Annotated in this window: 11 protein-coding genes; 4 read left to right on the top strand and 7 right to left on the bottom strand. The window is 70.0% G+C overall.

The annotated features are described in order from the left end of the window. Positions 1-198 precede the first annotated feature (198 nt). The 4 genes from E3O50_RS08865 to E3O50_RS08880 all read left to right on the top strand — a co-directional run bounded on the left by E3O50_RS08865 (position 199) and on the right by E3O50_RS08880 (position 5,545). Positions 199-1,560 (top strand): nucleotide sugar dehydrogenase, encoded by a 1,362-nt coding sequence (locus tag E3O50_RS08865; protein ID WP_134449194.1) that lies wholly within the window; start codon positions 199-201, stop codon positions 1,558-1,560. Between the two features lie 84 nt (positions 1,561-1,644). Continuing rightward, on the top strand, positions 1,645-2,703 hold the full coding sequence (locus tag E3O50_RS08870) for an NAD-dependent epimerase/dehydratase family protein (protein WP_134449195.1): 1,059 nt from the start codon (positions 1,645-1,647) through the stop codon (positions 2,701-2,703). Next, positions 2,703-4,487, top strand: coding sequence for a glutamine--fructose-6-phosphate transaminase (isomerizing) (glmS, locus tag E3O50_RS08875; protein WP_134449196.1), 1,785 nt, complete (start codon positions 2,703-2,705; stop codon positions 4,485-4,487). The genes E3O50_RS08870 and glmS overlap by 1 nt, the downstream gene beginning before the upstream one ends. 155 nt (positions 4,488-4,642) lie before the next feature. Continuing rightward, positions 4,643-5,545, top strand: coding sequence for a hypothetical protein (locus E3O50_RS08880; RefSeq protein ID WP_174774659.1), 903 nt, complete (start codon positions 4,643-4,645; stop codon positions 5,543-5,545). Between the two features lie 46 nt (positions 5,546-5,591). Here E3O50_RS08880 and E3O50_RS08885 read toward each other — a convergent pair whose 3' ends face one another. The 7 genes from E3O50_RS08885 to hemQ form a co-directional block, all read right to left on the bottom strand. Beyond that, positions 5,592-5,936 carry a hypothetical protein gene (locus E3O50_RS08885; protein ID WP_134449197.1) on the bottom strand — a complete coding sequence of 115 codons (345 nt, stop codon included), beginning with the start codon at positions 5,934-5,936 and terminating at the stop codon, positions 5,592-5,594. Positions 5,937-6,014: 78 nt separating this feature from the next. After that, the gene (gene hemL, locus E3O50_RS08890) at positions 6,015-7,346 is read right to left on the bottom strand and encodes a glutamate-1-semialdehyde 2,1-aminomutase (protein WP_134560702.1); all 1,332 of its coding nucleotides are present in this window, start codon (positions 7,344-7,346) and stop codon (positions 6,015-6,017) included. After that, positions 7,346-8,332 carry a porphobilinogen synthase gene (gene hemB / locus E3O50_RS08895; protein WP_134560690.1) on the bottom strand — a complete coding sequence of 329 codons (987 nt, stop codon included), beginning with the start codon at positions 8,330-8,332 and terminating at the stop codon, positions 7,346-7,348. Before hemB ends, hemL begins: the two co-directional genes overlap by 1 nt. A 126-nt stretch (positions 8,333-8,458) precedes the next feature. Beyond that, positions 8,459-9,250, bottom strand: coding sequence for a uroporphyrinogen-III synthase (locus E3O50_RS08900; RefSeq protein ID WP_134449199.1), 792 nt, complete (start codon positions 9,248-9,250; stop codon positions 8,459-8,461). A 3-nt stretch (positions 9,251-9,253) separates the two neighbouring features. Next, on the bottom strand, positions 9,254-10,207 hold the full coding sequence (gene hemC / locus E3O50_RS08905; protein ID WP_134449200.1) for a hydroxymethylbilane synthase: 954 nt from the start codon (positions 10,205-10,207) through the stop codon (positions 9,254-9,256). After that, positions 10,204-11,322 carry a ferrochelatase gene (locus E3O50_RS08910; RefSeq protein ID WP_134560691.1) on the bottom strand — a complete coding sequence of 373 codons (1,119 nt, stop codon included), beginning with the start codon at positions 11,320-11,322 and terminating at the stop codon, positions 10,204-10,206. The genes hemC and E3O50_RS08910 overlap by 4 nt, the downstream gene beginning before the upstream one ends. Beyond that, positions 11,322-12,086 (bottom strand): hydrogen peroxide-dependent heme synthase, encoded by a 765-nt coding sequence (gene hemQ / locus E3O50_RS08915; protein ID WP_134449202.1) that lies wholly within the window; start codon positions 12,084-12,086, stop codon positions 11,322-11,324. The genes E3O50_RS08910 and hemQ overlap by 1 nt, the downstream gene beginning before the upstream one ends. Between the last annotated feature and the right edge of the window lie 61 nt (positions 12,087-12,147).

Raw genomic sequence — 12,147 nt, forward strand, 5'->3', positions numbered from 1 at the left:
GATGCCCACACGATCCCGCAGAGTCCCGGCCATGGCTTGCCCGGATCGCAACATCTGCAGAGACTGGCCGCGGGAACACCACACGCCGCACCTCGCCGAGTCCCGAAACTCCTCGACTGACGGCGGCGCATCCGCGAACCGCACCTAACCACCGAACCGCACCTAACCACACAGACTTACCCGAACAAAGGACCTGGAATGTCAATCGAAATCGTCGACGACTCTTCCCTGCCGCTCACGCACCAGGGCCGCCAGCGCACGAACGCGGACGCCCTGCTCATCCCGGTCATCCCCCGCACCCAGTTCGACTTCGACGTCGCCATCGTGGGCCTGGGATACGTCGGGCTGCCGACGGCGCTGTCCCTGCACGCCGCAGGTCTCCGCGTACTCGGCGTCGACGTGAGCGAACGCCGGCTCGCCGTGATCCGCAGCGGTGAAGCCGACCTCCTCGAGTCAGACCGGGAGCGCCTCGAGACGGCGATGTCGGGCGACGACTTCCAGATCACGGGTGACACCTACCTCCTCGGCGACGCGGCAGCGGTCATCATCTGCGTCCCCACGCCGATCGACGAACACCTCACGCCCGACCTCGAGATCCTCGCGAGCGCGTGCACGATGGTCGTCGACGCCGCCGTTCCCGGCCAGCTCCTGATGCTCACTTCCACGACGTACCCCGGCTGCACCAGGGACCTCCTCGTCACCCCGCTGCTCGTTCGCGGCCTGACCGCAGGCAAGGACATCTTCGTGTCCTTCAGCCCGGAACGCATCGACCCCGGCAACGACCGCTACGCCCACGAGGACGTGCCGCGGGTGGTCGGCGGCGCGACCCCGGCCTGCCAGGCCGCAGGAGCCGCCCTCCTCGGCCGCTATGCCCGCAACATCCACGGTGTCAGCTCCCTCGAGGTCGCCGAGATGAGCAAGCTCCTCGAGAACACCTTCCGGGCGGTGAACATCGCCCTCGCGAACGAATTCGCCGAGGCGTGCCTCGCCCTCGGGCTGTCGGTCATCGAGGTCATCAACGCCGCAGCGACCAAGCCCTACGGTTTCATGCCCTTCTTCCCCGGCGCCGGCGTCGGCGGGCACTGCATCCCGTGCGACCCGCACTACCTGCTCTGGCAGCTCCGCAAGGCTCACGTCGACGCGCCGGTCATCGAACACGCGATGAGCGAGATCGCCGGCCGCCCGCGCCGGGTCCTCGAGCGGGTGCGCGAAACCCTCGCCGACCAGGGCAAGCCTCTCCGCGGCGCACGCGTGCTCGTTGTCGGAGTCTCCTACAAGCCCAACGTCGCCGACCTCCGTGAGTCGCCTGCGCTGGATATCCTCAGCATGCTGGCCGACCAGGGCGCGGACGTCGGGTTCCACGACCCGTTCTTCGGGTCCGTCCGGCTCAGGAACGGCAGGGAGCTCACCGCGACGGTCGACCCGGACGCATTCGGCGCCGACCTCGTGGTCCTGCACACCGACCACGACAACGTCGACTGGGAATGGCTGTCCCCGGAGGTCCTCGTGCTCGACACGACCTACCGTCGCACCGACCTGCCCCGCCGCGTGCAGCTCTGACCCCTTCTTTCCCGGGCGGATGCCGGGGGCCGCTCGGCCCCCGGCATCCGTTGCCCTGCCCACCCCTTCGATCGGAGAACCACCGTGAAATCATTGATCACCGGCGGCGCCGGCTTCATCGGCAGCCACCTCACCGAATACCTGCTGGAGCAGGGTGACGACGTCATCGTGCTCGACAACCTCTCGACGGGTTCGCTCCGCAACCTCGCCAGGGTCAGTGACAACCCCCGGTTGCGGTTCGTCCAGGGCAGCATCCTCGACAGGGCACTCGTCACCGACCTCATCTCCGGGCGTGACCGGGTCTTCCACCTCGCCGCGGCCGTCGGCGTCAAGCTCATCGTCGAGGAGCCCCTGACGAGCCTGCGCACCAACATCCACGGCACCGAGAACGTCCTCGACGCGTGCGTCGCCGCGGGGGCGACCCTGTTGCTCGCGTCGACCAGCGAGGTCTACGGGAAGAACACCGCTGACAGCCTCGACGAGGAGTCCGACCGCATCCTCGGCTCCGCCCTCAAGTCCCGGTGGACGTACGCCGCCGCGAAGGGGATCGATGAGGCGTTCGCGCACGCATACTGGAGTGAGTTCGGACTCTCGGTTGCCATCGTGCGCCTGTTCAATACGGTCGGGCCGCGGCAGACCGGGCGTTACGGCATGGTCTTTCCCAACCTCGTCGGCCAGGCGCAGCGAGGGGAACCACTCACGGTCTTCGGCGACGGACGACAGACCCGCTGCTTCTCCTACGTCGGCGACATCGTGCCCGCCCTCGTCCGGCTCGCAGAGACTCCGGCCGCGTACGGCCTGGCCGTCAACATGGGCGGCGCCCAGGAGATCTCGATCCTCGGCCTCGCCGAGCGCGTGATCGACGTCCTCGGCTCGACGAGCGACATCAGCCTGATTCCCTACGAGCAGGCGTACGCCCCCGGCTACGAGGACATGCGTCGCCGGGTCCCCAACAACGGCCTCGCGCGGAAGCTCGTCGACTTCGAACCGAGTACCCCGCTCGACGACGTGATCCGGAACGTGGCCGGTGCCGCGGCGGCCGGCGGAAACGCCAACGAGGCCATGGCCCTCGCGGGTTCGCCGCTGCATCCGCACGCCCCCGGCCTCGTCGCCGCCGGCAGCCAGATCCCCGGGCTGCTCTGATGTGCGGGATCATCGCCTGTCGCGCCATCGAACCTGCGCCCGGCTATCTCGTCGCGGGACTCAAACGCCTCGAGTACCGCGGCTACGACTCTGCGGGCATCGCCGTGTCCGCTGAAGACGGCACGACGGCCGTGTTCCGCACGATCTCGCGCGTCGACTCCCTCACCGGGCTTGTCGAGGAGTGGGGCGGCCCCCTGCTCGCAGGCACCGGCATCGGCCACACCCGCTGGGCCACCCACGGCGGCGTGAGCGTTCAGAACGCGCACCCTCACCAGGACTGCGAGGGCCGCCTGAGCGTCGTGCACAACGGCATCCTCGACAACGCGGACCGGCTGCGCGCCGAGCTCGTGCATGCCGGGCACCGGTTCTCCTCCGAGGTCGACAGTGAGGTCATCTGCCACCTCGTCGAGGACCGCCTGCTCGACTCCGACGACCTGCTCGGAGCGGTGAGCGCCGCGGTCGCCCAGCTGACCGGCTCGTGGGCCCTCGTCGTCCTCGACGCACGGACAGGGCGCATGGTCGCCGCCGCACACCGCTCGCCGTTGCTCGCTGCCCGTTCCGCGGCGGGGATCTTCCTCGCGAGCGACATCTCTGCGATCGGCGACTGGGTCGACGAATTCCACATCCTCGCGGACGGCGACGTCGTCGAGGTCACGAACGACCTGGTCTGGACCAACTCCGGGATCCCGGCCGCCGTTCCCCCGGCCATCCCGCGGCCGCCGCGGCCGCAGTTCTCGCTGACCGTCGAGGCCGACGACCACATGGCCGCCGAGATCCGGGAGCAGCCGGAGGCCGCGGCCCGCCTGCTCGACGAGGTCGGCGGCCGGATCGCGACCGGCGAGCTCTGGAACGACCTCGGCCTGCCCCGGTTCGACCGGATGCGGGTGGTCGCGTGCGGGACCTCCCTCAACGCCGGAGAGGTCATCGGTTCCGCACTCAGCCGGCTCGGCGGGCTCGGCCACTCCTCCGTCGTCGCGAGCGAAGCGGCGGGCTCCGTCGTCGAACCGGGAACGCTCACGGTGATGATCAGCCAGTCTGGCGAGACCGCGGACGTGCTCCGGGCCCTCGAGGAGGGACCGGAGGGTTCCCCGGTGCTTGCCCTCGTCAACAACGTGCACTCGACGCTCGGCCGCAAGGTCGACGCCGTCGTGAGTTGCGCGGCCGGGCCGGAAATCGGTGTCGCCGCGACGAAGACGTTCGTCTGCCAGGTCATCGTCGGCACCGGGCTCGTGATCTCGTCGCTCGTCGCGAGCGGCAGGATGGATGTGGCCAGGGCCCACCGGCTCGTCAACGACCTGTACCTGATTCCGGAACAACTCGCGGAGGCCGCAGCCGCCGCGCGGGCGCTGCTTCCTCCCCTCGTCGAGGAGGTGCGGGGCGCCAAGGGGTTCCTGTTCCTCGGGCGGGGCGCCGGTGTCGCATACGCCGCGGAGGGCGCACTCAAGCTCAAGGAGATCACGTATCGCTGGGCGGAGGCCTACCCGGCCGGCGAACTCAAGCACGGTCCGCTCGCGCTCGTCGAGGAGGGCACCCCTGTCGTCGTGATCGACGACGACGATCCCCGGCTGGCCGGGAATATCGCCGAGGTGCGCGCGCGCGGCGGGCGCATCATCACGATCGGCCGGCCGGGCAGCAGCGTCGAAGTCCCGTTGTCGCTCGGAGCACCGTGCGGGCCGCTCGCGGCCGTCGTTCCGCTGCAGATGCTCGCACTCGGCCTCGCCGTCGAGCTCGGCTTCGACGCGGACAAGCCCCGCAACCTCGCCAAGTCGGTCACCGTCGACTGAGCGGGGCGGTGGCGGCCGGCGGCCGGTGCGAGCCGGCCGACGGTCCACTGGGAAGGTGGTGAAGATGAACCGTGAGCGCGCGAGAGGCCGGGTAGCATCTCAACGCCATCGGCTGCCGAACCGATGTGGACGTTCTGTGTGCTGGAGGAGGGCGAATGCCGGAAGACGATGAGCCAGCGGGCGGGACCCCTCGCCGGCGCGCACTCCTGATCAGTCTCCTCGCGATCGGCCTGACGGTTCTGGCCGTGCTGACGATCGTGGTGTCGACCGCTCCGCGACCCGGCCAGAGCACAGCTCCCCCCTCGGCCAGCCGGTCCCCCGGCACTCCGACACCCAGCGGGAGCCCCGCACCATCCGTGACCCCCGCGCCGTCCGCGAGCGCGGCCCCGACGGCTCCCACGGTCGGGGCGTACCCCTGGCACACCGGGATCGTCTCGACGACGTTCTGGGTCGGCGAGATCTTCGACCCGAACGCCGCGGACGGCAGCCAGGTCTATTCGACGTATGACTCGGGGTGGATGGCGAGCTATGGCGGTTGCGACGGCGTCCGCACGGCGGACGACTGCCAGACCGAGGTGCGGACGGCGGCCAACGACTACTTCCCGACCCAGCTGGCTCCGAAGGAGAACCCGTTCTACCTCGATCTCCCGTTCGACGACCTCAACGACGCCCAGGCGTTCGCGACCCGCGGGAAGGTCGTGCCGTGGGCCGGCCAGTCTGCGTACGCGGGCTCGGCGGGCGATGACACCGTGAGCCTGATGAAGAACAGGTGGGTCCGCATCCGCTCGAACGGCCAGACCTGTTACGGCCAGATCGAGGACGCCGGGCCCGGCCAGTACCACGATGCCGCATACGTGTTCGGTGCGGACGATGCCCGGCCGGCCAACAAGAAGTTCAACGGAGCGGGCATGGACGTCTCCCCGGCCCTGAACGGCTGCCTGCGATTCAGCGACATCAACGGGGAGAACGACACGGTCGACTGGCAGTTCGTCGAGGCGGCCGACGTCCCGCCGGGGCCCTGGACGAAGATCGTCACCACGAGCGGAGTGCGCCCGTAGCACGCGACCCGCGACCCGCGACCCGCGACCGGCGACCGGCGACCGGCTACAGCTTGAGCGAGGCGATCAGGTCTGGAGCGTGGTTGGTGGTGAGGATCACGCGCGAGAAGTCCTCGTCGATGAGGTCGATCACGACGGCCTGGCGGCGGCGCTTGATCGCGAGGAAGTCCTTGCCCCCGTGGAACTTCCAGGTGCCGACCGCGAGCACGAGTGGAACCTCGAGGCCGGGGGCGCGGATCCCGCGGATCCAGATCCACGGGTCGTCCGTGATCGTCACCGAGCGGATGTTGTCCCGTGCGACGACGATGTCCTCGCGGCGGAAGGCGAGCGTCTTCTCGGCCTTCGTCAGGTGTACCTCGAGCCGATCGGGATGAACGCGCAAGGAAGCCATAGGCCTAGTCTGCCCCGTTCGGCCGGTATTCCCGCTGTCGAAACCTCACAATGCAGTAACGCGGAACTGTGCGCTCCGTCAGTCGGGCACGACGGCCGCCGCTGCCGCCTTCGCCGCCGCGGGCAACGCGTCGAGAATCCACTCGATCGCCTGCTCGTCGTGGGCCGCAGAGACGAACCAGGCCTCGAACACCGACGGCGGCAGTGACACCCCGGCGTCGAGCATCGCGTGGAAGAACGGGCCGTACCGGAAGGCCTCCTGGCGCTGCACGGCGGCGTAGTCCCGTGGGGGGTGCGCTGCGGCATCCGCCCCGAACGCGAAGCTGAACAGGTTGCCCGCCCGCTGCACGCTGTGCGCGACACCCTCTGCTGAGAAGGCGGCGGAGACCGCGTTCGAGAGCAGCAGCGCCGTCGCATCGAGCCGCGGATAGACGGTGTCGTCGAGGGCGCGCAGGGTCGCGATGCCCGCTGCGACGGCGACCGGGTTCCCGGACAGGGTTCCGGCCTGGTAGACCGGGCCTGCGGGGGCGAGGTAGTCCATGACGTCGGCACGTCCGCCGAGGGCCGCGACGGGCAGGCCGCCACCGATGACCTTGCCGAACGTGAAGAGGTCGGGGCTGTACGGCTTCGCGGGGGTCTCTCCCGCGTTGTCGAGGCCCCAGTACCCGGCCGGCCCGACCCGGAAGCCGGTGAGCACCTCGTCGATGATGAGCAGCGCACCGTAGGAGTGCGCGAGCTCGGTCAGGGCTGCGTTGAAGCCGGGGTCTGGCGCGACCACGCCCATGTTCGCGGCGGCGGCCTCGGTGATGACGGCGGCGATCCTCCCCGGGTGGGCTTCGAACGCGGCGCGCACGGCCTCGAGGTCGTTGTACGGGAGCACGAGGGTCTGCGCCGCAGTCGCAGCGGTCACACCGGCGGAACCGGGCAGGGCGAGGGTCGCGAGCCCGGAGCCGGCCTGGGCCAGGAGTCCGTCGGAGTGGCCGTGGTAGTGGCCGGCGAACTTGATCAGGAGCTCGCGACCGGTGAAGCCGCGGGCGAGGCGAATGGCGGTCATCGTCGCCTCCGTGCCCGTCGAGACGAGGCGAAGCTTGTCGACGGCCGAGACGCGGCCCTCGATCAGCTCGGCGAGTTCGGTCTCGCCCGGAGTGGACGCACCGAACGACAAGCCGAGTGCTGCAGCGGCCTGGACCGCGTGGACGACCTCGGGGTGCGCGTGGCCGAGGATCGCGGGCCCCCAGGAGCTGACGAGGTCGACGTAGTCGCGGCCGTCTGAGTCGGTGACGTAGGCTCCTGAGGCCTTCACGAGGAACAGCGGGGTGCCGCCGACCGAGCGGAAGGCCCGGACCGGCGAGTTCACGCCGCCGGGGATGGCGCGCTGGGCGCGGGCGAACAGCTCGTCGTTGCGGGTCATCACGGGCGGTTTCCTTCGGTAAGCCAGGCGGCGAGTTCGACGGCCCAGTATGTGAGCACGGCGTCTGCGCCTGCCCGGCGGATGCTGAGCACCGATTCCTCGATCGAACGGCGGCGGTCGATCCAGCCCTGGGCGGCGGCCGCCTCGATCATCGCGTACTCACCGGACACCTGGTATGCCCAGACCGGGACATCACTCACGGCCGCGACGTCTGCGAGCACATCGAGGTAGCTGCCTGCCGGCTTGACCATCACGACGTCCGCGCCCTGTTCGATGTCGAGCAGGGCCTCGCGCACGCCCTCCCTGCGGTTGGCCGGGTCGAGCTGGTAGCTGCGCCGGTCGCCCGTGAGCGTCGACTGCACGGCCTCGCGGAAGGGGCCGTAGAACGCGGAGGCGTACTTCGCCGAATATGCGAGGACGGCGGTGTCCTGGAATCCCGAACCGTCGAGGGCATCGCGAACGGAGGCGACCTGGCCGTCCATCATGCCGCTGAGCCCGAGCAGCCGGGAACCGGAGGCCGCCTGGATCAGTGCCATCTCGTTGTACCGCTCGAGGGTCGCGTCGTTGTCGACGCTGCCGTCGAGCGCGAGCACCCCGCAGTGGCCGTGGTCGGTGAATTCGTCGAGGCACAGGTCGGTCTGCACGACGAGCGCGTCGCCGACCTCGTCTGCGATGGCCCGGGTCGCGACATTGAGGATCCCGAGCGGGTCGGTCGCGCCGGAGCCGATGGCGTCGCGCACATCCGGCACTCCGAAGAGCATCACGCCGCCGATACCTGCTGCGGCGGCCTCGGCTGCGGCCCGGCGCGCACTGTCGATCGAGTGCTGCACCACGCCGGGCATGGAGGTGATGTCCACCGACTCCCGCCCTTCGCGGACGAACATCGGCAACACGAGTTCGGCGGGGTGGATGCGGGTCTCACTGGCGAGCCGGCGGAGCGAGGAACTCGAACGCATCCGTCGAGGCCGAATAACTGGAGTAATCACCCATCCACCCTACCCACGCCAGACGAGACACCACTCGAGCCGCCGCGAAAGCGGGTGAATCGTCGTTCACGCGCGCCCAAACCGACGATTCACCCGCTTTCGCGGGAGGGCGGGAAGGTTGAGGCGCTAGCGGAGTTCGGCGAAGTGCGAGAGGGCCTCGATGAGAGCCTCGGCGCTGGGGGCTTCCGCAACGAGGTCGACGCGGAGTCCGAGGGCCGCGGCGTCCTTGGCGGTGCGCGGACCGATGCAGGCGACGAGGGTCGTCTCGGGGACCGGTCCGAACTGCTCCTGCACCTGTTCTGCGACGCTCCCCGAGGTGACCAGGAGCGCCTGCACCTTGCCGGCCGCGACATCCGCAACGACCCGCGGGTCCACGGGAACGCCGATCGTGCGATAGGCGACGACGGACTCGACCTCGTGGCCGATCCGGCGCAGACCCTCGGTGAGCAGGGGCTTGGCGATCTCGGAGCGCAGGGTGAGGATGCGCAGGGGCACGACACCCTGGGTGGCGGCTTCCCACTCGGCGAGCAGGCCACGGGCGGAGTTGTCCTCGGCGGGGACGAGATCGACGCGATAGCCGGCGGCGATGAGAGCCGCCGCGGTGGTCTCGCCGACGGCGGCGATCCGGGTGCCGGGAGCCACGACGGCGCGGTGCGAGGAGAGCACATCGACGGTCGTCGCGCTCGTGATCGTCATCCAGTCGAAGTCACCGTCCGCGAGGCGTGCGAGCGCCGCGTCGAGCGCGGGGGCGTTGTCGGTCGCGGCGAAGTTGATCATCGGGGCCACGATCGGCTGCGCACCGCGGGAGCGGAGGTCCGCGGCGACGTGGTCACCCCACGGGCCGCCGCGCGGGACGAGGACCCGCCAGCCGGCAAGCGGCTTGGTGGGATTGGAGAGGGTCTTGTAGCGCCAGGTCATTTCTTAAGAAGTCACCTTCATGGGGGCAAAATCGGCAGCCCCGCCTTGGATCAGATCACGGGCCACACGCTCGGAGACGTCCTGGGCGGCCTCGACCAGGTGGGTGACGGAATGTGAATCGGGCGTCGCGGCGTGCGAACTCACGATACTTCGGGCACCATCAGGACTGTACACCGTGGCAGTCAGGAACAACAGGCCGTCGTCGATCGCCGCCATCGCGCCGATCGGGGCCGCGCAGCCGGCCTCGAGTCGCGCGAGCACGAGACGCTCCGCGGTCGTGGTGGCCTGGCTCGTCGCATGGTTGATCGCGGCGAGCGCGGTTCCGAGCGGGCGATCAAGCCTGCCCTCCCGCACCTCGATCGCGAGGGAACCCTGGCCGGGCGCGGTCGGCCAGTCGGAGAGCTCGAGGTACTCGCCCTCGACCGCGCTCAGGAGGCCGAGCCTGCTGAGGCCGGCCGCGGCGAGCACAACGGCGTCGAGGTCGCCTGCGGCGACCCTGCCGAGCCGGGTGTCCACGTTGCCGCGGATGTCGACGACGTGTAGGTCCGGCCGGGCCTTCAGAAGCTGGGCGACCCGGCGCGGGGAACCGGTGCCGACCCTGGCGCCCTCCGGAAGGGTCTCGAGGGTCAGTCCGTCCCGGGCGCAGAGCACGTCGCGGGCGTCGGCGCGGCGCGGCGTTGCGCCGACGACGAGGCCGGGGTACAGCGCGGTCGGCAGGTCCTTGAAGGAGTGCACGATCGCGTCGCAGTCGCCGTTCAGCAGGGACTCGCGGAGGGCGCTCGCGAACACGCCCGTCCCGCCGAGGCCGGACAGGGGTTCCTTCGAGGTGTCGCCGTGGGTCGTGATCACGACGAGCTCGACCTCGGTGCCCGCTGCTGCTGCGATCCGGTTGGCGACCGCCTGGGTCTGGGCGAGGGCGAGGGCGCTCCCCCGGGTGCCGATCCTGATCGTGCTCACGGCGCGATCCCGGCGAGGGCTGGCTTGAAGCCGAGGCGCACGTTCTCGCAGCAGCCCGGCCGGCAGACGTCGTACCAGGGTCCGAGCGGGGTCATCGCGGGGCGTTCGGCTGCCGGCGTGTCCTCGAGGCGCTCGACCACGAGGTCGATCAGCCCGCTCACGTATGCAGGGTCGACCCCGGGCGTGGGTACGCGCACCGAGAACAGTCCCTGCTCGTGCGCGGTCTCCGTCGCCTCGTTGTCGAGGTCCCACATGACCTCCATGTGGTCGCTCACGAAACCGAGCGGCACGATCACGACGGCACGGATGCCCCTGGCCGGGAGCAGCCGGATGGCGTCGTTGATGTCTGGCTCGAGCCATGGCATGCTCGGCGGCCCGCTCCGGGACTGGAAGACGAGCTGCCACGGGGTATCGCTCGCCGCGGCATCCGCTGCGGCGACAGCGGTCATCACCGTGTGCGCGACGGCGAGGTGCTGGGCCTCGTATGCGCCGCCCTCACCGAAGCCGCGCTCGGCAGGTCCGCTCTTCGCGGCGTCCGTCGACGGGATCGAGTGCGTCGAGAACAGGACCTCCACCTCGGTGGCGAGGTCGATGCCCGGGATCTGGGCGGCGACATCCGCGAGGCCCTTGCTCACGCCGGCGATGAAGGGGGTGACGAAGCCGGGGTGGTCGAAGAACTGGCGAACCTTGTCGATGTGCACCACGCCGGTCAGGCCCGTGACCTCGAGCGCGGCCGCGAGGTCTTCACGGTACTGGCGGCAGCCGGAGTACGAACTGTATGCGCTTGTGACGATCGCGAGCAGGCGGTCCTGGCCGTTGGCGTGCGCCTCGGCGACGACGTCGCGGAGGTAGGGGTCCCAGTTGCGGTTGCCCCAGAGCACGGGGATGTCGATGCCGCGGCGGTCGAGTTCTGCTTCGAGTGCGGCGCGGAGCACGCGGTTCTGGGCGTTGATCGGGCTGATGCCGCCGAAGTGGCGGTAGTGCGTCGCGACCTCTTCGAGGCGTTCCTCCGGGATGCCGCGGCCGCCCGTGACGTTGCGGAGGAAGGGGATCACGTCGGCCTGTCCCTCGGGTCCCCCGAAGCCGGCCAGGAGGATGGCGTCGTACGCGCTCACTACTGGAGCACCTCGACGAGTTCCGCGGTGGAGATGCGGCGCCCGGTGTAGAACGGGACCTCTTCGCGCACGTGGCGGCGGGCCTCGGTGTTGCGGAGCTCGCGCATGAGGTCGACGAGCTCGGTGAGCTCGTCGCTCTCGATCGGGAGGAGCCATTCGTAGTCGCCGAGGGCGAAGGCGGAGACGGTGTTCGCGATCGCACCGCGGAAGGCGGCACCCTTGCGGCCGTGGTCAGCGAGCATGGCGCTGCGCTCGGCCTCGGGGAGCAGGTACCACTCGTAGCTGCGGACGAACGGGTAGACGGTCAGCCAGGCCTTCGGTTCGACGCCGCGGAGGAAGCCGGGCACGTGGCTCTTGTTGAATTCGGCGTCGCGGTGCACGCCCATCGCGTTCCAGGTCGGCAGCAGGCTCTTGAGGAGCCGGCTGCGGCGCAGCTCCCGGTTCGCCCACTGCAGGGTCTCCGCCTCGGGGGCGTGGGTCCAGATCATCAGGTCGGCATCGGCGCGGAGGCCGGACACGTCGTAGAAGCCGCGGACGGTGACGCCCTCCGCCTCGACGAGTTCGACGATGTCGTCGAGCTCGAGGACCGCGTGCGGTACGTCGCGGCCGTCGAGGTCGTCCGGGTTCGTCGGGTCCTTGCGAAGCACCGCGAAAAGGGTGAAGCCCTGGGGCGATGCCGCACCCGTTGCGTCACCGGTGAGGGTGTCGGCGTCGGGGGCGGGGTGGGAAGAGGTTACTGCCTCTCCGGCAGCCGGCTGAGTCATGAGTACAGTCTCTACTTTTTTGTGACCAGAGCCAAAAGACTCAGCTGGCGCCCGGCTGGGC

The organism is Cryobacterium sp. MDB1-18-1 (assembly GCF_004402735.1).
Classification (GTDB): Bacteria; Actinomycetota; Actinomycetes; order Actinomycetales; family Microbacteriaceae; genus Cryobacterium; species Cryobacterium glucosi.